20 protein-coding genes are annotated in these 24,071 nt (G+C 64.6%); 9 read left to right on the forward strand and 11 right to left on the reverse strand.

Annotation, left to right across the window (positions count from 1 at the left end; genetic code table 11):
* Positions 1-26: 26 nt before the first annotated feature.
* The 3 genes from ACK28C_RS01625 to ACK28C_RS01635 all read left to right on the forward strand — a co-directional run bounded on the left by ACK28C_RS01625 (position 27) and on the right by ACK28C_RS01635 (position 3,909).
* A complete protein-coding gene (locus ACK28C_RS01625; RefSeq protein WP_015555863.1) occupies positions 27-1,937 on the forward strand; it encodes a S9 family peptidase in 1,911 nt (636 codons plus the stop codon).
* A gap of 431 nt (positions 1,938-2,368) precedes the next feature.
* On the forward strand, positions 2,369-2,980 hold the full coding sequence (locus tag ACK28C_RS01630; RefSeq protein ID WP_409152364.1) for a peptide-methionine (S)-S-oxide reductase: 612 nt from the start codon (positions 2,369-2,371) through the stop codon (positions 2,978-2,980).
* Positions 2,980-3,909: a ketopantoate reductase family protein gene (locus ACK28C_RS01635; RefSeq protein WP_409152365.1), complete on the forward strand. Its 930-nt coding sequence runs from the start codon at positions 2,980-2,982 to the stop codon at positions 3,907-3,909. The genes ACK28C_RS01630 and ACK28C_RS01635 overlap by 1 nt, the downstream gene beginning before the upstream one ends.
* 147 nt (positions 3,910-4,056) lie before the next feature.
* Here the strand turns inward: ACK28C_RS01635 and ACK28C_RS01640 are convergent, their stop codons facing one another.
* Complete coding sequence (locus ACK28C_RS01640; RefSeq protein ID WP_208872496.1) at positions 4,057-5,109, reverse strand: ribokinase; 1,053 nt, start codon at positions 5,107-5,109, stop codon at positions 4,057-4,059.
* Positions 5,110-5,651: 542 nt separating this feature from the next.
* On the opposite strand from ACK28C_RS01640, the gene ACK28C_RS01645 reads away from it, so the two are divergent.
* Together ACK28C_RS01645 and ACK28C_RS01650 are read left to right on the forward strand one after the other, a co-directional pair.
* Positions 5,652-7,040 carry a hypothetical protein gene (locus ACK28C_RS01645; RefSeq protein WP_208872495.1) on the forward strand — a complete coding sequence of 463 codons (1,389 nt, stop codon included), beginning with the start codon at positions 5,652-5,654 and terminating at the stop codon, positions 7,038-7,040.
* 168 nt (positions 7,041-7,208) lie between these two features.
* Positions 7,209-7,985 carry a hypothetical protein gene (locus ACK28C_RS01650; protein ID WP_015555861.1) on the forward strand — a complete coding sequence of 259 codons (777 nt, stop codon included), beginning with the start codon at positions 7,209-7,211 and terminating at the stop codon, positions 7,983-7,985.
* Between the two features lie 66 nt (positions 7,986-8,051).
* Here the strand turns inward: ACK28C_RS01650 and ACK28C_RS01655 are convergent, their stop codons facing one another.
* Positions 8,052-9,053: a hypothetical protein gene (locus ACK28C_RS01655; RefSeq protein WP_208872494.1), complete on the reverse strand. Its 1,002-nt coding sequence runs from the start codon at positions 9,051-9,053 to the stop codon at positions 8,052-8,054.
* A gap of 195 nt (positions 9,054-9,248) precedes the next feature.
* On the opposite strand from ACK28C_RS01655, the gene ACK28C_RS01660 reads away from it, so the two are divergent.
* From ACK28C_RS01660 to ACK28C_RS01670, 3 genes are read left to right on the forward strand one after another with little or no spacing between them, the layout of a single operon-like run.
* Positions 9,249-10,637 carry a serine hydrolase gene (locus tag ACK28C_RS01660; protein ID WP_015555860.1) on the forward strand — a complete coding sequence of 463 codons (1,389 nt, stop codon included), beginning with the start codon at positions 9,249-9,251 and terminating at the stop codon, positions 10,635-10,637.
* A gap of 23 nt (positions 10,638-10,660) precedes the next feature.
* Complete coding sequence (locus tag ACK28C_RS01665) at positions 10,661-11,758, forward strand: dipeptide epimerase (protein WP_015555859.1); 1,098 nt, start codon at positions 10,661-10,663, stop codon at positions 11,756-11,758.
* 41 nt (positions 11,759-11,799) lie between these two features.
* Complete coding sequence (locus ACK28C_RS01670) at positions 11,800-12,978, forward strand: DUF819 family protein (protein WP_015555858.1); 1,179 nt, start codon at positions 11,800-11,802, stop codon at positions 12,976-12,978.
* Positions 12,979-13,154: 176 nt separating this feature from the next.
* Here ACK28C_RS01670 and ACK28C_RS01675 read toward each other — a convergent pair whose 3' ends face one another.
* From ACK28C_RS01675 to ACK28C_RS01685, 3 genes are all read right to left on the reverse strand, one after another.
* Positions 13,155-14,399, reverse strand: coding sequence for a YjiH family protein (locus tag ACK28C_RS01675; RefSeq protein WP_243440539.1), 1,245 nt, complete (start codon positions 14,397-14,399; stop codon positions 13,155-13,157).
* A gap of 458 nt (positions 14,400-14,857) precedes the next feature.
* Complete coding sequence (locus tag ACK28C_RS01680) at positions 14,858-16,117, reverse strand: ATP-binding protein (RefSeq protein ID WP_015555856.1); 1,260 nt, start codon at positions 16,115-16,117, stop codon at positions 14,858-14,860.
* 206 nt (positions 16,118-16,323) lie between these two features.
* Positions 16,324-17,649: a hypothetical protein gene (locus tag ACK28C_RS01685; RefSeq protein ID WP_208872493.1), complete on the reverse strand. Its 1,326-nt coding sequence runs from the start codon at positions 17,647-17,649 to the stop codon at positions 16,324-16,326.
* A gap of 196 nt (positions 17,650-17,845) precedes the next feature.
* On the opposite strand from ACK28C_RS01685, the gene ACK28C_RS01690 reads away from it, so the two are divergent.
* Entirely contained in the window at positions 17,846-18,835 is a 990-nt protein-coding gene (locus ACK28C_RS01690; protein WP_409152366.1) for a GAF domain-containing protein, read from the forward strand.
* A 141-nt stretch (positions 18,836-18,976) separates the two neighbouring features.
* On the opposite strand, the gene ACK28C_RS01695 is transcribed toward ACK28C_RS01690, so the two are convergent.
* The 6 genes from ACK28C_RS01695 to ACK28C_RS01720 form a co-directional block, all read right to left on the reverse strand.
* Positions 18,977-19,801, reverse strand: coding sequence for a family 1 encapsulin nanocompartment shell protein (locus tag ACK28C_RS01695; protein WP_015555855.1), 825 nt, complete (start codon positions 19,799-19,801; stop codon positions 18,977-18,979).
* Between the two features lie 14 nt (positions 19,802-19,815).
* Entirely contained in the window at positions 19,816-20,175 is a 360-nt protein-coding gene (locus ACK28C_RS01700; RefSeq protein ID WP_015555854.1) for a demethoxyubiquinone hydroxylase family protein, read from the reverse strand.
* A 148-nt stretch (positions 20,176-20,323) separates the two neighbouring features.
* On the reverse strand, positions 20,324-20,578 hold the full coding sequence (locus ACK28C_RS01705) for a type II toxin-antitoxin system RelE/ParE family toxin (protein ID WP_015555852.1): 255 nt from the start codon (positions 20,576-20,578) through the stop codon (positions 20,324-20,326).
* On the reverse strand, positions 20,575-20,736 hold the full coding sequence (locus tag ACK28C_RS01710) for a hypothetical protein (RefSeq protein ID WP_409152367.1): 162 nt from the start codon (positions 20,734-20,736) through the stop codon (positions 20,575-20,577). Before ACK28C_RS01710 ends, ACK28C_RS01705 begins: the two co-directional genes overlap by 4 nt.
* Before the next feature lie 527 nt (positions 20,737-21,263).
* Positions 21,264-22,553 (reverse strand): hypothetical protein, encoded by a 1,290-nt coding sequence (locus ACK28C_RS01715; RefSeq protein ID WP_208872491.1) that lies wholly within the window; start codon positions 22,551-22,553, stop codon positions 21,264-21,266.
* 103 nt (positions 22,554-22,656) lie between these two features.
* Positions 22,657-23,997, reverse strand: a complete 1,341-nt coding sequence (locus tag ACK28C_RS01720) for a replication-associated recombination protein A (RefSeq protein ID WP_015555850.1) — start codon at positions 23,995-23,997, stop codon at positions 22,657-22,659.
* Between the last annotated feature and the right edge of the window lie 74 nt (positions 23,998-24,071).

The following is a 24,071-nucleotide window of genomic DNA, read 5'->3' on the forward strand; positions in this document are numbered from 1 at the left end:
TTACACCTTGGGAGGTTTTCATCACCATGAACGTGAAGTACCTTGGCGACCTTCTGACCCTTGGGGCGGCCCTGGGCCTTCTCCTGCCGTTCGCCGGAGCGGCGGAGGCCGGGACAAAACCGGCCCCGCTCCTGCCCATGGAGGACTTCTTCCGCAACCCGGAGTCCGCGGCCTACGCCATCTCGCCCGACGGACGGCGCCTGGCCTACGCGAAGCCCTGGAAGAGCCGCATGAACGTCTTCGTCCGCGACCTCGACAGCGAGGAGGAAAGGCGCGTCACCTCCGCCGAGGAGCGGGACGTGGGGGGCTTCTTCTGGAAGGGGAACGACCGCATCGTCTACGTGCAGGACCGGGGCGGCGACGAAAACTTCCACGTGTACATCACGAACCTCGAAGGGACCGCCTCCCGTGACCTCACGCCGTTCGAGAAGGTCCGCGCCGGGGTGCTGGACGACCTGGAGGACGACCCGCGCCACATGCTCATCAGCATGAACCGGCGGGACCCGGAGGTCTTCGACGTCTACCGCTGCGACCTGGACAGCGGCGAGCTCACGAAGCTGGCGGAGAACCCGGGCAGCGTGGTGGGCTGGATGACGGACCACGAGGGACGCCTCCGCGTCGCCATCGAGACGGACGGCGTCAACACGAACCTGCTCTACCGGACCTCGGAGGACCAGGAGTTCCGCAAACTCCTCACCACGAGCTTCAAGGACAGCTTCGACCCCATCCTGTTCAGCTACGACAACCGGCTGCTCTACGTCGCCTCGAACCTCAGCCGCGACAAGGAGGCCATCTACACCTTCGACCCCGAAGCCAACAAGCTCCTGGACCTGGTCTACGAGAACGACGAGGTGGACGTCGGCGGGCTGATGCACTCCAAGAAGCGCAAGATCGTCACGGGCGTCCACTACACGACGGACAAGACGCGGTACCACTACTTCGACGAGGAGAGCCGAAAGCTCCGCACGGCGCTGGAGGCCTTCTTCCCCGACCACGAGGTCTCCGTCACGGACATGGACGACGAGGAACAGCGCTGCATCGTGCGCGTCTGGGGGGACCGCACGCGGGGCGCCTACTACTTCTACGACCGCACCAATAACGCCCTGAAGAAGCTGGCGGACGTCTCCCCCTGGCTGAAGGAGGAGGACATGTCCCCCATGACGCCCATCACCTACCGCTCCCGGGACGGGCTGACCATCCACGGCTACCTGACGATCCCCACGGGAGCCGTCTCCCGCGACCTGCCCCTCGTGGTCATCCCCCACGGAGGGCCCAGCGCCAGGGAATACTGGGGCTTTGACGCCGAGGCGCAGTTCCTGGCCAACCGCGGGGCGGCCGTGCTTCAGGTCAACTTCCGGGGCTCCACGGGCTACGGCAAGAAGTTCTGGACCGCCGGCTTCAAGCAGTGGGGACGCGCCATGCAGGACGACGTGACGGACGGGGTGAAGTGGGCCGTGGACCAGGGCATCGCGGACCCGAAGCGCCTGGCCATCTACGGCGGAAGCTACGGCGGCTACGCCGCCCTGGCGGGCGCGACCTTCACGCCGGACCTCTACGCCTGCGCCGTGAGCTACGTCGGCCCCTCCAACCTCTTCACCCTCCTGGCGAGCATCCCCCCCTACTGGGAGCCCCTGCGCGAGATGGAGTACGAGGAGATCGGCGACCCCTCGAAGGACAAGGCGCTCCTCGAAGAGGTCTCCCCCCTCTTCCACGCGGACCGGATTCATATTCCGCTCATGGTCGCCCAGGGGGCCAACGACCCCAGGGTCAACAAGGCGGAGTCCGACCAGATCGTCGAGGCCGTCCGCAAAAACGGTCGGGACGTCCTCTACATGGTGAAGGAGAACGAGGGGCACGGCTTCCACAACGAGGAGAACCGCTTCGACTTCTACCGGGCGATGGAGGACTTCTTCCGAAAGCACCTGGGCCTGCGCTGATACCAATTTGCGTCTAAAGGGAAAGAAAGGCCCCCCTGCAAGGGGGGCTGCCCCGAAGGGGCTGGGGGGTGTGAGCCTGAGAAACAACCCCTCCGGTTCGCTAACGCGAACCACCTCTCCTTTCAGGGGAGGCAATCCATATTAAACGCGAATTGGTATGACTTCGACTGGTGCGCCTCTTCGCCGATCCTGCGCAGCCGCAGGCGACCGGACAGGCGATCCGGACGATAGCCGGGGGGCCCGTCCGCACGACAATCAAGCGTAGCCCGCGCGCGGCGCGCGGGTCAGGACCTCGAAGGAGTGCGCACCCTCCTTCGAGACGTTCCGCCGGCGGGGGGAAGGTCCCTTGCCGCCGGCGATGACTCGGGGAGTGAAGGTCTATGCGGCCACTTTTATCATCTTTAACGGAGAGGATACCTCCGATCGACGCCATGGTGCCAGCCCGACTCGAGACGGCCCTGTTCGCCGCGGGCAGCTTTCAGGACACGGAGGCGCGGTTCGGGTTCATCGGCGGGGTCTGGCGCACCAGCGTGGGCTACGCCGGGGGGACCTTCCCCACCCCCTGCCGCGGGAACGAGGGGGACCACCTGGAGGCCGTGACGGTGGAGTACTCGCCGAGCACGATCAGCTACGGTCAACTGTTGGAGCTCTTCATGTGCTGGTACTGCACCGCACCGTCGGACCAGTGCGCGGCCATCTTCGTCCGGACGCCGCAGGAACGGCGCCTGGCCCAGGCGGCCGTCGAGCGGGGAAGCCTCTGCCGCAGGGACCGCCCGGCGCCCCGCGTCCTTCCCTTCAAGACCTTCATCCGCGCGGAGAACGCCTGCCAGAAACACTACCTCCGCCTCGCCGCGCGGTTCTACGACGACCTGGTGGCGCTCTACGGCGGGGAGGAGGCGCTGCTCCGCTCCACGCTGGCCGCGCGCCTGAACGGCTTCCTGCTGAACCCCTCCGCTTCCGCCCTGCACTGTATGCCGGAGAGCCCGGACCTCTACGGGCTGAGCCCCCTCGACCTCCAGGCGCTGCAGGGGCTGGCCGTCTGATGCGTATCGCCGTCGTCGGCGCAGGGGGCGCGGGGGGCCTGGTGGGGGCGAGGCTGTCCGCCCTCCTGCGCCACAGCCCGGACCATCAGGTCGTCCTCTGGTGCCGCGGCGCCGTCCTCGACAACGTCCGCAAAAACGGCCTGAGGCTTCAGTCCGACAGCGGGGACCTGACGGTGCACCCCGCCACGGTCACCCACGACGCATCGGAGGCGGGCCCGTGCGACGTCGTCATCTACGCCACCAAGGGCTACGACCTGGAGGCGGCCGCGGCCGAGACGGTCCCGCTGGTGCGGCCCGACACGCGGGTCATCCCCATCCTGAACGGCATCTCCGCCCCCGAAACCCTGGCTCGGCTCCTGCCGCCCTGCGACGTCCTGAGCGGGTGCGTCTACCTCTCCGCCCATGCGGAGGCTCCGGGGGTCATCCGGCAGACGGGGGCCGTCCAGCGCTTCCTCTTCGGCCATCCGGGCCTTGGGGAGGCGGAGAACCGGATGCGCTACGCGGACCTCGAGCGCCTGCTGAAACGGGCCGGCCTGCAGGTGACGCTGACGGAGCTCATCGACGTGGAGGTCTGGGCCAAGTTCCTGTTCCTGTCCCCCCTGGCCGCGCTGACGGCGCTCCACGGCAGGAGCATGGGCGAAATCCTGGGGGACGACGAGGCCCGCGGGCAGCTCACCGCCATGATCTGCGAGGCGGAGGATCTGGCCCGCGCATCGGGCGTCCGCCTGCCGGAGAACGTCGTCAACATCACCCTCGAGAGGTGTCGCCTGTTCCCCGGCGAGGCGCGGACCTCCATGCAGCTGGACCGGGAACGGGGGCGGCCCATGGAGCTGGAGACCCTCGTCGGCTGCGTCTGCCGGCAGGGACGAAAGCTGAAGGTCCCCACGCCGACCTATGACCGGGTCTATTCAGAGCTGAAACCCCAATGAAACCTGAACCCCGGCTCAGCCGGAGGTTTTCTAAAAGACTAAAAAGACAGAGGGGCCTTCCAAAAAAGGCCCCTCTGCAAATTCCAGGGAGAGGAACGCTGCCTGAGCGTTTTCCCAAATCGGCCGCGGGGGGGCACCCCCGCGGCCTCAGCCTGCGTAGTCCCCCTCCGTCTCGTCCAGAAGGGCCTCCACCTCGTGGCGCCAGGGCAGAGAAGGGTGCGCCCCGATGCGCGTGCAGGCCAGGGCCCCGGCCGCGGAGGCGAAGCGGGCGGCGCGCTCCATGGTCATCCCCTCCGCCAGCGCCACGCATAGGGCCGCGCAGAAGGCGTCCCTGGCCCCCGTGTTGTCCACCACGTGCACCTTGAAGGGGTCGAAGGCGAAGGGCTGTGCGCTCCGGCTAAACACCTGCCCGCCGCGGGCGCTCCGGGTCACCACGACGTCCTGCACGCCCCGGTCCAGCATCCGGTTCGCCATTCCACGGACCTCCTCGTCGGACTGCAGGTCCGAGGGGGACGCATTTCCCGTCACATAGACATCGAGGGCCTTCTGGTTCAGGACGAGGCAGTCGGCGTACTCCCAGGCCTCCGTCGGTAACGGAAAGGGCGGCTCCGCGGAGAGGAAGGTTCGACAGCCCGCGTCGTGGGCCAGGCGCAGTCCCGCCGCCACGGTCTCCGGCGGGACCTCCATTTGAAAGAGGGCCGCGTCCGAGCGCCGAAAGAGCTCCGACGCCCGCTCCATGGCCTCCACACTCAGTGCGGCGTTGGCCCCGCGGGAGAGCACGATGGAGCTCTCCCCGTCGTCGGTCACGGTGATGACGGCGACGCCCGTCACGGCATCTTCATGGACCTCCACGCGGTCGCAGTTGACCCCGCTCTGGTCCAGGACGGCCCGCAGTCGCCTGCCGAAGTCGTCGTCCCCGACGGCCCCCACCATGAACGCCTCCGCGTCCAGCCTGGCCGCCGCCAGCGCCTGATTGGACCCCTTCCCTCCGCCCGTCATGCCGAAAGCCCCGCCCAGGATCGTCTCGCCCCTCCGGGGGCGGCGCGGCGCGCGGATGACCAGGTCCATATTCAAAGAGCCAACGACTGTTACAGCAGCCACAGGGCCCACTTCCTTATCCTGTAAAATTTTTATAGCGGCCTTGCCCATGAGGCCCGTCCCCTTCATGGAGCCTTCCGGCTGCCGTTCGCTGACGCTCACGGGCCGTCGTCCCGATCCCTCAAGAACCCTGCCGATCACCGGTCCGATTGGGAAATGGGGTAGCGAAGAAGACAAAACGATGCTTTCTTAATTTGGGGAAGCGCTGATTCATCGTTAAAATGTTGTTGAAAGCTATCAAAAATCGCCAAATTAAGGATATTCTTCAGCGCTTCCCTGAATTTTTAACATGGGGCTACGCCCCAATCCCCACGCGCTTCGCGCGGCCTAATGAAGTTTCAGGCACTAAAGGGAGACAATACGGTTGACAGTTCTCAACAATTTAGCCAGTGTTGCCTTTATTATGATACCATATCCATAAAGAGGAAACGCGCGGGGAAGCGGAGGCCCTCCTCCGTCAATCTGCGGGGAGCTTTCGTCCTGGAGGATCGCTCGCCGACGGCCTGCAGCTATCTTCTTATAAAAGAGCACGAGGTGAACGTTATGACCTTTCAGCTTCCCAAACAGTGCGCGCCGGAGCGGCGCTGCGGCCTCCCCGCCGCGCCCGGCATGACGGAAGGGCCCTGCGGCACGGAGGCCCGATCGTGATCCTCCCCCGCCTGATCCTCGCGGACGAGATGACAACCGGGCGGATCCCCGCCTCGCTGCTCCTGATTCAGGCCATGCGCAGCAAGCTGGGGCAGGTCAACGTCTTCTTCTGCAACCGCAGTGAGGAGGACGTCCGCCTCATGCAGCTCCTGAGCGACGCCCCGGTGGCCTGCCTCGACCTCTACACCATGGGGAGCCCCCGCGCCCTGAAGACCCTCTTTCAACGGCGCTCCGCCGGGGACGCCCTGAACGTGGTCTCCATGCCCCTGGGCGCTGCACTGGACGAGAAGACCTTCCAGCTCTACCCGGACGTCACAGACCTCATGAAGGTCCTGGACTGCGGGGATGTGCCCGTCATGGCGGCGTCCATGGCGTCCGCCGTGAGCGCCGCGCTGGCGGCCGACGCCATGGACGCCCTCAATGAGGCCGCCCCGGGCAGGACGGCGGGCATCCTCTTCAGCTCCGTCAGCCACCCGCGGGAGTTTCAGATGCTGGAGAAAAACCTGTACCGCAGGACGCCGGCCCTGACCCTGGGGTTCATGCCCCACGCCCTGGACTGCACCATGCCCTCCATGCAGGCGATGAGCGTCGGGAACCCGTCACTGAAGCTCATCTCCCCCAAGAGCGCGGCGCTGCAGTTGGCCGGGCCGCACCGCCAGGTCGAGTGGAACATCCTGAAGGGGCTGGCCAGCCTGGACGCGGAGTGGTCGCCTTCCGAACCCTACTCCTTTCAGGCAAAGCACCTGAACGTCGCCGTCATGGGTCGTCACGCCTCCCTGGAGGGCGACGGCAACCTGGAGGTCTTCCGCATGATGGGCTGCAACGTCCACGACTGGGACCACGGGAAGGACGAGTTCCCCATCGGCTCGGACGTCCTCTACTTCCCCCACACGATCAACGAGCCCTACATCGAGGAGCTCCTGTCCGACAGCAAGTTCCGGGCCGGCGTCGCCGCAAGCTACAAGAGCAACAAGCTGATCCTGGCGATGGGGGCCTCCTCGCTGCTCTTCGGCGAGTTCTACTGCACCGCCGGCCAGAAGAAGATCGAGGCGCTGCAGATCTTCCCCTACGGAGGCCTGTCGAGCCGCGGCGCCCACGGCCGCCCCCGGAAAAGACTCCGCGTCGAGGCCCGCGGCATCCAGGACACCTGCTTCATCAGAACGAACGAGAAGGTGCGCGGCACCGTCGCTTCGGGCTTCACCATCGCCAACCCGGGTAACCTGGCGACCCCGGCCCTCTCCTTCCGCGACATGAAGAGCGACGTCGACATGGGGCTCTCCGGCTGGACGAACAGCTCCTGTTTCGTCACGGACCTGAAGCTGGACCTCTGGAGCGCGCTGGAGACGGTGAACCACTGGCTGGGTCTGAGGCGCAGGGCGGGCTGAGACGGTCGACCCAAACGCTGAACGCGCGGGGCGCCACGGGACGACAGGCACGGTCGGAGGATGGGAAAAACCGTCCTTCCCGCTTCCCCTCGTGCGTTATAGAATGAGGGCATCGCGGGCGTTGACTCGATCACTCAAAACTGCCCGCACGAAGGAGGAAGACACATCATGATGAGAAAAATTTTTCCCGCCCTGGCTGCGCTTCTCCTTTTTGCGGCCCTCACGGCCGTCGCCGGTGCGGAGGCCGTCGAGCAGAGGGCCTTTGCCCTCAAGGACCCCGTAACGCTCTACGCGAAGCCCGATGAGAGCGCGAAGTCCTGGGAGGTCAGCCTCCCCGACGAGGGCGTCAAGGTTCCGAGCGCCATTCGGGACAAGGACGACGCGCTGTGGTACAAGGTCACGGTGGACGGACGGACCGGCTGGCTCTTCAACGAGGGCATCCGCCTCCTGATGGGGGGAAAGAGCCGCGTTGCGGAGAGCGTCTACAAGCGCTGCGCCGGCGTGCGCAGCCGCGTCATGAAGAAGCCGGGCAGCGCGTGGCAGGAGGGCACGACCACCGACGAAACCGATGGGACCCTCGTCACCTACACGACGGAGGGCGGCGCCTTCCAGGCGCTCAAGACCGGGGATGGGGTCGAGGACGTCTACTTCTGCGCAAACGGCTCCGAGGCCTGCAAGACCTTCCTGGGCTTCGACCCCATCGACATGCACAAGGACAAGCTCCGCGCCAAGGTCGGGACCCCGACGGTGCGGGAGACGCCGGACGGCGAGCGCGACGTCAGCATCCTCTCCTACGAGTTGGGGAACCGCAGGATGACCATGGCGTTCCACCTGCGCAACGACCGCGTGGAGTGGTTCGAGCTCTACCGGGGGCGCACGGGAGAAGCCGCCGAGGGCTGGAGCCTCGAAGCGATCCGGGCCCGCGAGGAGGCCAGGGAAGACTAGAACCCGAAAGCGCCTCAAGAGGCCGGGGCCGGCCTTTATATAGGGCCGGCCCCGTCCTTCGCTTTCTCAGTCTGCGGGGGCAGCCTCCCTCGCGTCCCAGTAGCGCGCCACCTGCACCCGCGCGTCGTCCTCCGGGATGCCAAACATCTCGGCGAGCTTCACGACCGTCTCGTCGTAGGAGAGGCCGAAACTGCGGCAGGTATTGACGGAGCCCTGCACCTTGCCTTCAGCCTCGCCCTCAGCCCTGCCCCGCACCTTGCCTTCAGCCTCGCCCTCAGCCATAGCCTCCCGATACAGCCTCTCCTCACGTATCCTCGTGACCGTCTCCTGATCGAAAAGCAACGACATAATCTTCGTGACCTCCCTCTCTCTCCGCTCAAGGTATTCCTTCAGCACGTCCCGATCTCTGCACAGGCGAATCGTCTCCCTCAACGCCTTCTCCGTCAGGCCGTAGAGCCTCGCCTGTTCGTTGAAAATCCTGCAGAACGCCACGTATTGGCTGACGATGTCGCCCCCGCCCTCGCCGTACAGCATTCGGATGCGCACCTCGACCGCACTCCGCTCTCCGCCGAAGAACTCCCCCGACAGGGAAAGCTCGCCGGGGCGCGAGGCCCTCTCTCCCGTGTAGATGACGTAAAGCTCCGGCTTCGGCAGTTTTACCTTGCCGCTGTTGTAAAGGTCCGCCCTCGTCCTGGCGAAGTAGTCCTTCCAGACCTGCGCCAGATACAGCAGCGCACGGACGACGATGTTCGCCGTCCAGGTGCTCTGCGCCTCCACGAGGACCATCAGTCGATCCCCCACCATAAAGCTCAGGTCGTTGTAGAGGTCGTCCGTCAACACGTTATCGATCGTGACGTCCACCAGATCGTCCTCAGCCGTCGTCTCGTCCTCCGGGTGCAGCGTCCGATAGAGCTGCAACAGATACTTCTTGATACCGAACAGGTCGGAGAAGACGCTGTCCTTGACCTCACGCTTAACAAACCCTCCCGACGGACCCCTCTGCGCTGCCGCCTTGTCCATGCCCTCGCCTCCGACCTTCAGGATGTCATCATTATACCGGCTTGTCAACGTCAGCCCCACTGGTTCTCCGCCGCGTCATCGTGCTGAAACAGGGAGGACAAAGCGACAGCGTGATATAATAGCAAAGGTCTGACGGCGGGGGCCGAAGCGCTCCGCCGGGAAGCGACAAGGCAGGCCGCATCCGGCTTGAGCAGTCCCCATGCGGCGCGCCCTAACCCTCATCTTAAGGAGTGTTTCTTCACCATGAGCAAGTACTTATTAGCGGTTCTTGCGGTCGTCCTGGCCGGGACGGTCGGAGGGGGATTTCCCGCCCTCGCCGCGCCCCTCGACGCGGAGAGGACGGCGGGGCTGGACGCCGCGCTGGACGCCATGATCGGCTCGGAGGGGACCTGCGTCCCCGGCCTCGGCGTGATCGTCTACAAGGACGGGACCAGGGCCTACAGCAAGTTCCTCGGACGCCGCCACATCGACGCGCAGGACCCCTCGCTGGACCGCCCGTTTACGGAGGACTCCCGCTTCCGGGTCGCGTCGGTCTCCAAACAGTTCACGGCCCTGGCCGTCCTGCAGTTGACGGAGCAGGGGAAGCTGGACCTGGACGCGGACGTCAGCCAGTACCTGGGCTTCAGCCTGAGGAATCCCCACTTCCCGGACACGCCCATCACCCTTCGGATGCTCCTCTCCCACACCTCCTCCATCCGCGACGGGAGGGCCTACGCCATCCCGCCGCAGTACGGCGTGAAGGAGTTCTTCGTCGCCGACGGAAAGTTCTACGAGGAGGGCACGCACTTCGCCCCCGCCGAGGAGGCGCCCGGCAAGTACTTCAGGTACTCCAACCTGAACTACGGCCTTCTGGGGACGATCGTCGAGGCCGTCACGGGAGAGCGCTTCGACCGATACATGAGGGCCCACCTCCTAGCGCAGCTCGACATCAAGGGCAGCTTCAACCCTGGAGACTTCACGAAGGAGGAGCTCGCCCTGCTGGGCAGCATCTACCAGAAGCAGAAGGACGGCCAATGGGACGAGAAGGGGCCGTGGGTGGCGCAGATCGACGACTACGGAGACGAGGCGCCGGACCGGGACACGGTCGCCGTCAACAACCCGGACATCCGCGAGACCGACTCCTGGTACGGGCTCGCGGACTACAAGCCCGGCACGAACGCCACGGTCTTCTCCCCTCAGGGCGGACTGCGGGTCTCCTGCGCCGAGCTGGAGCACCTGCTGCAACTGTACCTGAACGACGGCGTCTACAACGGCGTGCAGGTCGTGAGGAAGGACCTGCTGGACGAGATGTTCCGGGTCCAATGGCAGTTCGATCCGGACCATCCCAACGGAAACACCTACGGCGGGTCCATCGAGGCCTACTGCCTCGGCGTCTACCCCCTGCTCGGCACGGGGCGGTCCCGTCCTGCAAAGGACCTCGACGTCAACCTCAAGGGGCACCTGGGGGAGGCCTATGGCCTGCTCTCCGGCGTCATGGTCCGGACGGGGACCAGGGACGGATTCATCTACATCATGAACGGCGAGGCCGTGGCCGAGGACGACGATCCTCGCTCCGAGGGCACGTTCAGCGGTAACTACATCTGGGAGGAGACGATGATGAACGCCATCTGCTCCAACGCCTTTGCCGATTAGGGCCAACGCAGGGAGGAAAAGTCATGCGCATCACGAGGATTCGGTTGGGACGGATATCCGTCCCCCTGCGGGTTCCGTTCAAGACGGCGCTCCGCAGCGTGGACAGCGTCGAGGACGTCGTGGTGGAGGTCCACACCGACGCGGGCACGATCGGCTACGGTGAGGCGCCCCCCACGGGCGTCATCACGGGCGACACGACGGGAGCCATCGTCGGAGCCGTTCAGGACCACATCGGAAGAGCCATCCTGGACCGCGACGTGGACGACCTGGAGGACCTGCTGCAACGGGTTCAGCGGAGCATCGTCCACAACACGAGCGCCAAGGCGGCCGTCGACATGGCGCTGTGGGACCTGTACGGGCAGCTCCACCATATCCCCGTCTACAAGCTCCTGGGCGGCGCGAGAAAGTGCATCGTCACCGACATCACCATCAGCGTCAACCCGCCGGAGGAGATGGCGCGGGACGCGCGGGACGCCATCGGGCGCGGGTACGACTGCCTCAAGGTGAAGGTGGGCGCGAACCCGGCCCTCGACGTGGAGCGGCTGTCCGCCGTACGGCGCGCGGTTGGGGACGATGTGTGCATCCGCATCGACGCAAACCAGGCCTGGCGCCCCAGAGAGGCCGTCCGCATCCTCAACGCGATGCAGGAGAAGGGGCTCGCCATCGAGTTCGTGGAGCAGCCGGTGAAGGCTCAGGACATCGACGGCCTGAGGTACGTCACGGAGCACAGCGACGTGCCCGTGCTGGCGGACGAGAGCGTCTTCTCTCCCGAGGACGCGATGCGGATCATGCAGACGCGGGCGGCCGACCTGATCAACATCAAGCTGATGAAGTGCGGCGGGCTGACGAACGCCCTGAAGATCGCCTCCGCGGCCGAGGTCTATGGCGTGGAGTGCATGATCGGCTGTATGCTGGAGGCGAAGATCTCCGTCAACGCGGCTGTGGAGCTGGCCTGTGCCAAAAGGATCATCACGAAGGTGGACCTGGACGGCCCCGTGCTCTGCAGCGAGGACCCCATCCTGGGCGGCGCCGTCTTCCGCGAGAAGGAGATCACCGTCTCCGACGAACCCGGCCTCGGAATCAGGGGCGTCGAGCCCGGGCGCATCGCCTACATCGACTGATCGACCCATTCTGAACCCACATACCGAAAGGAGAAGGAAATATGGTCATCACAAACGGTTTCACCTACATCGCGTTCCTGATGTTCGTCGCGGGCAGCCTGCTGGCACTCGAGAAGTACGCCAGGTGGAAGGTCTTCAACGTGGTTCCTCCGCTGGTCTGGATCTACGTGCTGAACATGATCTTCTGCACGATGGGGCTCTTCAACTCGGAGGCGTGCAAGACGGCCTACAGCGCCCTGAAGAACAACCTGCTGTACGCCATGATCTTCGTCATGCTGCTGCGCTGCGACTTCAGGAAACTGGCGCGACTGAGCGGGCGGCTGATCGCCATCTTCCTGGGGTGCTCCGTGACGCTGGCCGCGGGCTTCATCGTCCTCTATCCGGTCTTCAAGGGCTTCCTGGGGGCGGACACCTGGGGCGCGGTGGCAGCCCTCTACGCCTCGTGGGTCGGCGGCTCGGCCAACATGGCGGCGATGCAGGCGGCTCTGCCCGTGGACGCCGGAGCCTACTCCTGCGCCCTGGCGCTCGACACGGTCTGCTACTCCCTGTGGATCGCCCTCCTGCTCCTGGCCGTCCGTTACTCGTCCAAGTGGAACGCGGCCACCAAAGCGGACACCTCCAAGCTGGACGCCCTGGCCGACACCGCCAACGCGCAGGTGGCCGCAGAGAAGAAGCTGGCGACGGGATCGGATTGGATCTTCCTCGTCGGACTCTCCCTCGCCGTCTCCGCGGCCTCTCAGTGGATCGGCGCCGAGGCAAACGCCGCGCTTAAGGGCGCCGGGTTCGCCATGTTCGACAAGGGCACCTGCACCACGCTGTTCGTCACCGTCCTGGGCCTCGTCTGCGCTATGACGCCGCTCGGCAAGCTGCCCGCCGTGGAGGAGCTCTCCAACATCTACCTCTACGCCGTGGTCTCCCTGCTGGCCTCCACCGCCACCATCGTGGACCTGGTGGCCGCGCCCATGTGGGTCGTCTACGGCCTCCTGATCCTGGCGATCCACGTCGCCCTCATGTTCTTCCTCTCCAAGCTCTTCCACTGGGACCTCTGCATGGTCTCCACGGCCTCCCTGGCCAACATCGGCGGCGCGGCCTCCGCGCCCATCGTGGCCACGGCCTACGACCAGAACTACGCGGGCATCGGCGTCCTCATGGGCGTCTTGGGCGCTGCCATCGGCAACTTCGCGGGGCTCGCCATGGGGGCACTCCTGAAAACCTTCTGAGCCCGAAGGGTGCCCGCGGTTCCGCTCAACCCGCGGACCTTCCCAATCCCAAAGGCGACGCCCGGCCCCTCTCAGGGGGCCGGGCGTCGCTTTCACTGCCGAACGGAGCGATCCACGCCCCTTCGAGATCAGCGCGGACTTGCAGGGCGGCCACTGCCAGCGCCGCAAAGCGGCACCTACGGGGCAACGGCCTGAACGACGTCGGAGAACCCCAACAGCATGGCGATGGGGATCGTGATGAGGATACTCAGGACGACCCGCTCAAACCAGATGACGACGATCTCCCACAGTTTGATGGGAATGTCCGTCCCCAGGATGCAGGGAATGCTTGCCGAGAAGAAGAGTATCTCGGAGATGCTCACCACCGCGATCACGAACTTCAAAAGCGGGGTCCCCGTCTTCGCGATCAGGATGGCCGGAAGGAACATCTCCGGAAGGGAGACGGCGGCAGCCGTCCCGCCCAGAGAGGCCTGGGACACTCCGAAGAGCTCGAAGATGGGAACGAACATCAGGCCCATCCACTCGAAGAGCGGGGTGTACCTGGCCAGGACAAGCCCCAAAAGGCCGATCGACATGATGGAGGGGATGACGGAAAAGGCCATATCGAGACCCGCCGTAAAGTTCTTCCAAACCATCTGCGGCAGGGGCGGCACGTTCTCGGCGACCTCGACGCCGGCGTCCCAGGCTCTGCGCATGAGGCTTCCCTCCCGAACCGGGTCCTCGCTCCTGACCCCCGTCGCATAGGTTTCCGGCATCCAGCTGAGGGGCCAGAGGCGTGCCGTGACGGCCGTGACGGCGAACGTGACGAACATGGCAACCCAGAAGTAGAGGGTCCAGTGGTCCATGATGCCCAAAGTCTTGGCGACGATCAAGAGGAAGGTCGCCGAGACCGTGGAAAAGCCCGTGGCCACGATGGCGGCCTCACGCGCCGAATACTTGTCCTGGCGGTAAACCCCGTTGGTGATCAGGAGGGCGATCGAATAGCTCCCCACGAACGAGGCAACGGCATCGATGGCGCTGCGTCCCGGGGTCTTGAAGAGGGGACGCATGACGGGGGTCATGAAAACGCCGGTGAACTCCATGAGGCCGAAGCTGGACAGAAAGGCCAGGAACACGGAGCCGATGGGAATCACCAAGCCTACGGGCAGGGACAGCTTTTCAAAGAGGAAGGGGCCGAAGTCCTTTTGAGCGAGCCAGGCGGGAGCCACGTTGAAGTAGATCACCGTACCGGCCACAGCGCCGACGACCTTGGCGAACGAGAAAAACAGGGTGAGCCCGTCCTTGTTCCACGTCCTCCGAATAAAGGGAAGGGCCGCCCCGACGTACATCACGATGAGGATATAGACCTTCGCCCCCGGCAGAAGATCCTGAAGGATGAAGTTGATGATATGATCTACAGGGATCGTCATCTTTCCACCCAACGTCAAAGGGCAAAAGAACATAAAAAGGCCAAAAAGGCTGTAGACAAGAAACTTCCAAACGCCTTTCCCACTTTGATTTTCCTGCATAAGTCAGCACCCCCGTCAAAAACAGACAACGACACGACGCAAAATCGTCAAGCCAGAGCGACGGGACCAGAGGGGCGAACGTTCGTAACAGTCGATGACCCACCAGGGTCGGCTGGTGCGCCCTCCTCCAGCTCCCGGATAACGCTTTCCGAACTTTAACCGTGTCGCTTCCAAATTTCACCGTTCTCATCGCAGAGAAATCGAACTCAGCGCATAATAATCCACTCCCAGACAAGCAGCGGTCCAGTCTCTGTGATAAAAAAGTCAAATCTTAATCTACTATATTTTTCTGGACTGTCAAGCAAAACTGCCGTCCCCAAATGGGGAATAAGGGAGCGGAGCGGAGCTTTTCCGCCCTGCTCCCGCGCCTTTTATACGAACCACACGGGTATCTGAAGAACGTTTTCCCTCAGCATTCCGGGCTGCGGACAGTTGCATATCACGGCGCCCGCTCCACGTCTCTTTTCGTTCACTTTATCGAGTACCAGGAAAGCAGAGGTTTCATCGGCAGCGACGGAGGAGCTCTGCTTAATCTCAATGGGATGGAGGACCCCGTTTTCTTCGATGATCAGGTCAATTTCACCTTCGATTTCGATCATGGCCCCATTCTTTTTGACCTTCTTCCTGTCTCGCCCTCTGTAGTAGGAGACGCAGTAGCGATAATCGATCGCTCTGTTTGAGTAGGACTTTAAGATTTCCGAAATGACGAAGGTCTCGAAAAAAGCCCCGCTCATTGCACCGTTCGCTAAAGTTTCCGGCGTCAGCCAGCGCGTAAGGTACGCAGCGAGGCCGGTGTCGCGGAAATATGCCTTGGGCGTTTTGATCGCCCGTCTTAAGACGCCGGGCGTGTATGGTTCCAACAGATAAACGATCCCGGACGCCTCCAGAATGGACATCCACGATTTCACCGTGGTCTGATCTTTGCCGATCTCATCGGCAATGTTGCTGTAGTTGACCCTCTGTCCGGTCCTTGCCGCAACGGCCACCATGAAGCGCCTGAAGTCATTCAGGTCCTGAACGGCGGACAGCTTTCGGACGTCCCTTTCCAGATAAGTCTTGACATAGCTGGAAAAGAAAACTCCCCAATCGATCTCCGGGTCCTGCAACGCCGGGTAGCCGCCACGGTGGATTCTTTCCCAAAGGTTATTCGGAGCCTTCGCGGTCTTGTTTCGTTCCCGCACGTACTCCATCGTAGGGAGAAAGGGCGCGTTGAAGGCGTCGCCATCGATCTCGCGTTGAGATAGGGGGGACATCTCGATAATCCCTATTCTGCCGGAAAGCGATTCCGACGCCTTTTCCATCAGCTCCAGAGGCTGTGAACCGGACAGGCAGAACAACCCTTTGTCGTCCGTTCCGTCGCAGGCGATCTTAATATACCGGAACAGCCCCGGCGCACGCTGCACCTCGTCATAAACAACGGGCGGCTGGTTCAGCATCATGAACAGGTTTGGATTGTTGTTCGCCTGATCCTCGACGAAAGGATCGTCTATAAGCACGTATTTCTTGTCCGGAAAGAGCTTCCTGATCATTTCGGTCTTTCCGGTCTGTCTTGCACCCGTGACGAGGAGGCTCTTAAACGTCTTATCCGAATGCAGGGCGATATCCTCTACCGCTCTTTTGATATATTCCATTATGCGACACCCCTGATGGCAAATCTGGGATTCAATCCTGAATCTGCCATCATTATACCGGAATACCGGAATTGCGACGAGATGAGGGTATCGACAAATCCGGGATCGGAACCCGGATTTGTCATCATCGTATCGCTGACGCCCGTTCGGGCAGAAATCGGCGGCAATGCCCGGCCCCGCTCAGGGGACCGGGCGTCGCCTGCGCTTCAGCGCGGCGGGAGGGGGCAAAACATCCCCTCCACGTCAAAGGGAAGGGCCGTCCGCGTGCGCCGGAACTTCCCCCGGCAGAGCGACGCCGGCAACACGTCGTCCCGCGCCAGCTCGATCTCAAAGCGTCCCCGGCCCCCGTAGACGTCCTGAAGCGCATCGTGCACCGCCCCTCTGGCCCCCCGCACGTCCCCCGGAGCAAAGAGCGCCCGGATGTGGTAGGCGTCGCGCGCCGTCTGCGTCAGGCGGTAGTCCCGCAGGCGCGGGATGAGGGCGAGTCGCGCATCCAGCGTCCCGGTCGTCACCAGCCGGCCGCCCAGCGTGAAGGTCACGTCAGCGAGGCGCCCCTCCACGGCCTCGGCAACCATGCCCTCGCCGCTCCCTTCGCCGGCCCCCAGCCGCAGGAGGTCCCCCATGTCGAAGCGCAGGACGCAGTTCCACGAGTTGCCGAACGTCGTGACGAACGCCCGCCCCAGCTCCGGCCCGCCAAAGGGCTCCTTCAGGGGCTGAAAGTCGATGCGGCAGAACTCCGCGTTCTGGTGCAGAAATCCGTCCCGCCCCTGCATCATCACGAGGCCCGCCTCCAGGCTCCCGTAGGCGCTGAAGACGGGACAGTCGAAGACACGGCGGATCGCATCGAGGTAAAAGGGGGCGGGCAGCTCATGGACGAGGATCACGGCGCCGGGCGACGTCAGGAGAACGTCCGCATCCGCCGCCCACCACGCGAGGCGCGCCAGAAACGCGGGGTCGGCCTCCAGGACGGCGGGGCGGAAGTCGTTCAGCTCCCTCGCCATGCGCCGCAGAAGGCGCGGCGTCCACTGCGCCGTGCTGGGCTTTTCGTTCAGGTGGAGGACGCCGCCCAGGAGGCGCCCTTCCAGGGGGAGGTCCTCCTGAGAGGCGAGGCCCGCGCTTCGGGCGCCGGCCAGCACGGCCCGCCGCCCATCCCCGTTCAGCCCTACGAGCGCCCACCCCGCAGCCCTGGAGCGCTCCTGCCAATCCCGATCCACGACGTGCGCCGTCTCCCCCTCCGGGCCAGGGTCCACCCTGAGGGCGATGGCGCCGCTCTCAAGGCCGTCCTTCAGCTGCCGGTCCATGGGCATCAGGGGCATCCGCCCCCTCTCGAGGGCCGGGCCGGCACGGAGGTCCGCCCCTCGCAACGCGGGGAGCGCGTCGAACCGCTCGTCCAGGGGCGCACTGTCGTCGGGCCTCAGACCGCGCTCCCCCCACTCCATGTAGAGGGGCACGCGGTCGAAGGCCTCAAAGAGCCTCGCCTCGCACCGTCTGAGGAACTCCACAGAATAGCAAAAACGATTCGTCAGGATCACGTTTCATCACCTCCCGGAATGAAACCAGTGTACCACAAAGGCGGGCGCCGTCCATCCGCTGGCGGAACGGCAAGTGCAGCGTCAGCCCTCTGGCAGGGCGCGAACGCTTCATCCCCTCGTTGCACTTCGTCCCGGGTTCGCCGCACCTGCCGCACAAACGGGCGCGAAAATCATATATAATAGGGACCTGAGAGGGGTGCGAGAGCCCCAGCCTGAGGTCATTCGCGACAGAATCGAGAGGAAGATCATGGACGACATCAACGTTGAAATTCAATCCTTTTTTGAGAACATGGGCGAGATCATGTACATCTCCGATCCCAACACCTACGACCTCGTCTACCTGAACCGGGCGGGGCGCGAGGCGCTGGGCGTGTCTTCGCTGGACGACATCAGGGGAAAGAAGTGCTACGAGATCCTCCACAGGGTGAAATCCCCCTGCCCCATGTGCACCAACGCCCTCCTCAGACGGGGACGGTTCTTCGAGTGGACGTACTTCAACTCCAACCTGGGCAGGCACTATTCGCTGAAGGACACGCTGATTCAGCACGGAGGCAGGCTCCTGCGCGCCGAGCTGGCCGTGAACATCGAGGTCGAGGAGAAGCAGCGTGAGGCCCTCTCGAAGATGATGTCCAACGAGACGGTCATCAATCAGGCCCTCGAGCTGGCGCTGAACGAGGACAACCCGGAGCGATCCATCAACGTCATGCTGCAGTACCTGGGAGAACACCTCGATGCGGATCGCATCTACATCTTCGAGACCCTTCCGGACGGCGCATCCAGCAACACCTACGAGTGGTGCGCGGACCGCGTGCCCCCTCAGATACAGCACCTCCAGTGCATCCCAGGCGACGTCCTCAAACCATGGTACGAGGAGTTCGACCGACACAACAACATCCTGATCTACGACATGGAGGACTACAGGGGGGTCTGCCCCACGATGTACGCGCTCCTTCAGCCCCAAGGAATCCAGACCCTGGCGGTCGCTCCCATCTTCCTCAACAACCGGCGCATCGGCTTCTACGGCGTGGACAACCCGCCCTACAGGAACATCGAGAACATCTCCACCATGTACACGATCCTGGGGCGCTTCATCGCCTCGCTCCTGCGCCATCGAGACAACATGAAGCAGATCGAGGCCTGCATCCGCGCCAGCGGGAAGCCCAGCGACGCCAAAGGGCAGGGGTAGCGGGGCCGATTCGGCTCACCCGTCAAAGGTCAAACGTCAAAAAGAAGAAGGGGGCGAAACCCGAAATCCGGGACGCCCCCTTTTTGTTTCGATTCACTGCCGTCAAACAGCCCCCGGCAGCCCAGTGGGCCGAGGCGGAAGCTACTGCGCCGAGCGGTAGACGACCACTGCGTCCGGGCTCTTGATGCGCGGGCAGGCCGTCTCCAGGATGCGGAAGCGGTGGTTGAGGTCCAGCTGCTCCGCGTAGGCCGTGCGGATGTCCTGCCCCACCACGAGGTCCATGTACTGCGGCTGCGGGCAGAGCAGGAGGGCCGTGCCCGGCTGGAGCACCGGGGTCTGGAACAGGCGCCCCTCCAGCAGGCTGCGGATCCTTTCGATCTCCGTCAGCCCCGTGCCCGGCTGGATGCGATGGAGCTGCACGAACAGGTCCTGACTGAGGACCAGCGTGATGCGGCCGATCCGTCCCTTCTGCTGCAGCACGGCCATGCCGGCCGCGATGTCCGTGAAGGCCGATTCGCCGGCGCTCCAATCCCCCCGGTCGAGGACGTTGGTCCCGCCGACCGAGAGCAGGCCTTCAACGCCCAACCGCTTGACGCCGTAGAAGACCATCCGGTCCTCCCGCCGGCACAGGGCCTGAGCCGCCATGTGCGCGGCATGGAGATCGAGGGGCAACCCCTCGCGCTTCGCGGCCTCCACGTCCCTCCACAGGATCCAGAAGTCCTCCGTCAGCTGGGGAAGCTCCACGTACGTGCGCCCCTCCGCAAAGGTAAAGCCGTCCTCCGTCCTCTCCGTGCGGACGGGACGGTCCACGGGCACCACCTGAACCCCCGCGCCCAGCGGGCCGCACAGCGGCAGGAAACGACGGGCCGTCAGAAGCCCTTTGGCCGTCTCCACCACCGTCCTATCCAACGCGCTCCAAAACTCCTCGTCAAGGGGGGACGCGCTGCGCCCCAGAAAATCGTCCATCAACGGCGCCTCCTTCACTTCGAGATCAGGCTGCCGACGGTGGATTGCCCGTCGGAGGCCCCTTCAGCCGGCGCGATGCCCAACTCCTGCATCGTCTCCAGGACCTCGCCCTCGCCGCCAGCGAGGGACTCCGACCAGTTGGGGTCCAGGCGGCTCAGCAGGGTCGTCAACTCGCCGACGTGGGCCTTCTCCTCGTCGCGAATCTCCATCAGCACCTTGCGCGCCAGGGGCTCGTCCGTGGCCTGGGCGTGGGCGTCGTAGAGGAAGATCGCCTCAAGCTCGCCCGCAATGTCGATGCGCAGGGCCTGGACCAGCTCCTCCCTGCTCATTTTGCGCTCGACGTTTCCGGCAAAGGGATCGGGAAAATTTGGCATCAGTTCAACACTCCATTTCCAATAAAATTTATCCTCACCACTCCAGCAGGCTCCCCCCCACGCAGGAGGAAACGGCCATCGCAGAACAACGCCTGCCTCCTTATATCGACGGAATCAGTGCGCCATTCTTTCGCTTTCTCTTCCGCGGTTACTTATAGACATCTCCGCGCGGGCCGACCCGGTTGATGTAAATAGCCAGATTCTCGTCATCAACGTCCATCAGAACACGCCATTTTCCCACACGCAACCGATAGTCCCTCCCGCCCGCCAGAGGGCGGACATCCCGCCCCTCAATGCCATCCTCCAGCGCCACGATTGCGGCCAGAATCCGCCCCTTGTCCGGGTTGGGGATCCGGGCAAGCTGCTTCTCCGCAGTGGGCATCACCGTCACAGTCCACATCATAGAAGGTCTCGAATGACCTCCGCAATCGGACGCCCCAGCCCTGCGGCACGCTCTGCCCGCGCCTGCTCCACGCCGGCAATCTCCTCCGGCGTCAGCGGCGGCTCCGTCGGGTCGGGCACCCGCCACAGCGCCACACGCTCCTGCACCTCAACGCTCATCCTCTCCCCCCCCATCATGCGGAATCTTCCCCACCGGTCCTTTGCGACACATCTCGTCCGCGCCGAACTTCCGCAGCCTCGCCTCTGTGGTCGGCGCGGCGCTTCCAGAAACGGCCATCGCACCAAAACGCCACCGCGCGGGGAAGCCAAGGCAGGGAACGCCTCGAAAGGCCGGCGCTCCCCGCGAAGGAAGCGCTCACCCCACGAAAGAGGCCCCCGGTTCACCCGATCCGGGACAGCGGCGTTTGGCAAAACGGTTGCAAACGATTGCGCTTGAGTTTAAATGCTACTCCACTCCCGCTCGAAGGGCAAGGGCGGAAATACATACAGGTTATGGTGGATTGCCCCCCCGCCAAGGCGATCGCCTGCGCCTCCCGGACGCGGAGCGCCGCGTTCACCGGCCGGCGAGGCCAGAGGATGGACCGAAAAAAAACTGAGGAAAAATCTTACGACACGTTGACAGGCCCCGTCTCCTCTAAGGGGAGGCGGGGCCTGCGGATTGAATTTCTTTGCAGGGGTAACGGCCCTCAGCGCTCCTTGAGGCGCCGGTTGATCTCCTCGAACTCAAGCCTCATGGCCTCGCTCTCGAAGGGCTGAAGCTGGGGCATGGAGAGCGCGTCGATGGAGTCGAAGACCGCCAGGCCGGAGTGGATGAGGTCCTTCAGGTCGCCGGAGCTCCTCACGGTGCGGTAGGTGTTCTCTGCCAGGTCGCGGCTGCGCCTGAGGTCCTTCAGGTTTTCCAGGACGCTCCGGCGCTGGGCAGCCAGGAGGTCCGCGTAGAGCTTCCCCACCCGAACGGTCATGGCGTTGGCCTCCGCGTTGCGCCTGAACGACGCCCGCTGGGCCTCGTTGTAGGCCTCCTGCCCCGCATTCTTCCGCGCCGTGCCCTCGAGGATCAAGGCCTCCTTGACGATGCCCTCCAGCCGCGGGCCGTAGTCTTCGTCGATGCGGCGCACCAGTTCCTCCTGGGTGTGGATCAGGAGGTCGTTCAGCACCAGGTACAGGCCCGTGTAGCGGCGGTTGATCTCCAGGTCGTTCTGGTCGTTCCCCGCCAGGGAGGCCAGCTTCTCCACCACGGCCCTCACGTTGGAGAACACCACGGCGTTCTGGAGCATGTCGTCGCCCGTCGCGGAACTCAACAGGACGTCAACCTGCCCCTGGTCCAGTTCAAGCCCCATCTCGCGCAGGGCGTCCGCCAGGCGCCCGTTGACGCCGGCGAGGGCCGCCTCCCGCGCCCGAATCTCCCCGTCGATCTCCTTCAGGCGCTCGTCGATCCGCGCCTGCGTCGTCCGCCAGGGCACCTTCGAGTCCACGGGAGCCGTGATGCGGTCGTTGCGGAGCCTGTCCGCCTCATGGCGAAGGTCCGCTATCGACGCGCGCAGGTTCGAGGCCTCGCGGCGGACGTCCCCCGCCCTCCCCTGGGTCAGGACCTCGAGGGCGGCGTCCAGGAGCTTGTTGACCTTCCTCGCGTTGGAGGACTTGTCCTCCCCGAACCAGGCGGAGTCCGGCAGCTTCTCGCGCTCGTCCCTCAGCCTCAGCGCCTCCGTGAGGGAGTTCGTCAGGCGGCCCCATCCATCGGCCAGGCAATCCGGCAGGGAGGTGTCCAGCGAGGAGAGGGCGAGGTCGGGGTCTACGCTCTCGGCCTCGTCGTCCCGAAAGAGCCCCGTCACCTTCTGCCATCCGGCCTGAATCCCGGAGGCCACGTACCCCGTCCAGGAGGTGCCCTCGGAGGCTGCGGGGTCTGCACTGGCCCGGCCCGCCGACAGGCAGAGCACAAAGATCGCAAAAACGGCAAAGCGCCAACGTCCGTTCCTCAAAGCAAACCTCTCCTTTCCTCGTCAACCGCTCCGCCCACTCGACAGCGGCGGCCCCCTCCCCAAACCGCACAAAGGATACCACAATCCACCCTCAAATTATCCGTCATTGGCCGTATCTTTCGGCTCCATCCCCGTGCGCCCGCCTCCACGCCCTGATCTGCTCGAGCCTCGCCTTGCACCGCGCCTCGTAGCCCTGTTCCGTGGGGCGGTAGTACTCGCGGCCCCGCAGGGAGTCCGGGAGACACTGCATGTCCGTCAGCCTGTCCGGGGCGTCGTGGGCGTACTGGTATCCCCTGCCGTAGTCCAGCTCCTTCATCAGGCGCGTGGGGGCGTTGCGGATGACGAGGGGAACGGGCTCCGCCAGCTGCTCCATCGCGTCCGACCGGGCCGCTGCGTAGGCCGTGTACATGGCGTTGGACCGCGGCGCCAGGGACAGGTACACCACGGCCTCCGTCAGGTGCACGCTGCACTCCGGCATCCCGATGAAGTGGCAGGCCTGATAGGCGGCCACGGCGATCTCGAGCGCCTTGGGGTCCGCCAGCCCCACGTCCTCGCCGGCGAAGCGCAGGACGCGCCGGGCCACGTACAGCGGGTCCTCTCCGGCCTCCAGCATCCGCGCCAGCCAGTAGACGGCCGCGTCCGGGTCCGAGTTTCGCATGGACTTGTGCAGGGCCGAGATGAGGTTGTAGTGCTCCTCGCCCCCCTTGTCGTAGAGCAGGGAGCGGCGCGAGGTACACTGGGCCAGCATCTCCTCCGTCACCCGAATTCCGTTCCCGCAGGGCTCCCCGTTCAGGACCGCCATCTCCAGCGTCGAGAGGGCTGCGCGGGCGTCGCCGTTGGCGAAGGTGGCGATGGCGTTCAGCATGTCCGGCGCGACCTCCGCCCGATACCGCCCAAGGCCTCGCGGGTCGGACAGGGCGCGGGACAAGAGGCCGGCCAGCTCCTCCGCAGTCAGGGCCTTCAGCACGAAGACCCGGCAGCGCGACAGGAGCGCGCCGTTCACCTCGAAGGACGGGTTCTCCGTCGTCGCGCCGATCAGGACGATGCTGCCCCTCTCCACGAAGGGCAGGAAGGCGTCCTGCTGAGCCTTGTTGAAGCGATGGATCTCGTCCACGAAGACGATGGTCCGCCCCCCGAGGCGGCGCCCCTCCTCCGCCCTCTGCATCACGGCGCGGATCTCCTTGATGCCGCTGGTGACGGCGGAGAAGTTGATGAAGGCCGCGCGCGTCCGCTGCGCGATGACGCCGGCCAGCGTCGTCTTGCCCACGCCGGGCGGGCCCCAGAAGATCATGGAGGAGACGTGGTCCTCCTCGATCAGGCGCCGCAGCACGCACCCCGGCCCCAGGAGGTGCGTTTGCCCCACGAACTCGTCCAGCGTCCTGGGGCGCATCCGTGCCGCCAGCGGCTGGCTGGCCTCATCCTCAAAGAGCGACCGTTCCTCCATGCCTCATCCCTCCCAACGTCTGATTTCACTTTCGCATTATATAGGGAAACGGTGATTTAATCCACGGAAGCTCA

This window comes from Fretibacterium fastidiosum (assembly GCF_964642095.1).
Classification (GTDB): domain Bacteria; phylum Synergistota; class Synergistia; order Synergistales; family Aminobacteriaceae; genus Fretibacterium; species Fretibacterium fastidiosum.

Coding starts and splice junctions, on each gene's coding strand:
- ACK28C_RS01650 (WP_015555861.1), top strand. CDS start 7,209: ATGATGAGAAAAATTTTTCCCGCCCTGGCTGCGCTTCTCCTTTTTGCG.
- ACK28C_RS01700 (WP_015555854.1), bottom strand. CDS start 20,175: ATGCCAAATTTTCCCGATCCCTTTGCCGGAAACGTCGAGCGCAAAATG.
- ACK28C_RS01720 (WP_015555850.1), bottom strand. CDS start 23,997: ATGGAGGAACGGTCGCTCTTTGAGGATGAGGCCAGCCAGCCGCTGGCG.
- ACK28C_RS01625 (WP_015555863.1), top strand. CDS start 27: ATGAACGTGAAGTACCTTGGCGACCTTCTGACCCTTGGGGCGGCCCTG.
- ACK28C_RS01665 (WP_015555859.1), top strand. CDS start 10,661: ATGCGCATCACGAGGATTCGGTTGGGACGGATATCCGTCCCCCTGCGG.
- ACK28C_RS01710 (WP_409152367.1), bottom strand. CDS start 20,736: ATGAGCGTTGAGGTGCAGGAGCGTGTGGCGCTGTGGCGGGTGCCCGAC.
- ACK28C_RS01705 (WP_015555852.1), bottom strand. CDS start 20,578: ATGATGTGGACTGTGACGGTGATGCCCACTGCGGAGAAGCAGCTTGCC.
- ACK28C_RS01630 (WP_409152364.1), top strand. CDS start 2,369: ATGGTGCCAGCCCGACTCGAGACGGCCCTGTTCGCCGCGGGCAGCTTT.
- ACK28C_RS01635 (WP_409152365.1), top strand. CDS start 2,980: ATGCGTATCGCCGTCGTCGGCGCAGGGGGCGCGGGGGGCCTGGTGGGG.
- ACK28C_RS01670 (WP_015555858.1), top strand. CDS start 11,800: ATGGTCATCACAAACGGTTTCACCTACATCGCGTTCCTGATGTTCGTC.
- ACK28C_RS01680 (WP_015555856.1), bottom strand. CDS start 16,117: ATGGAATATATCAAAAGAGCGGTAGAGGATATCGCCCTGCATTCGGAT.
- ACK28C_RS01695 (WP_015555855.1), bottom strand. CDS start 19,801: ATGGACGATTTTCTGGGGCGCAGCGCGTCCCCCCTTGACGAGGAGTTT.
- ACK28C_RS01660 (WP_015555860.1), top strand. CDS start 9,249: ATGAGCAAGTACTTATTAGCGGTTCTTGCGGTCGTCCTGGCCGGGACG.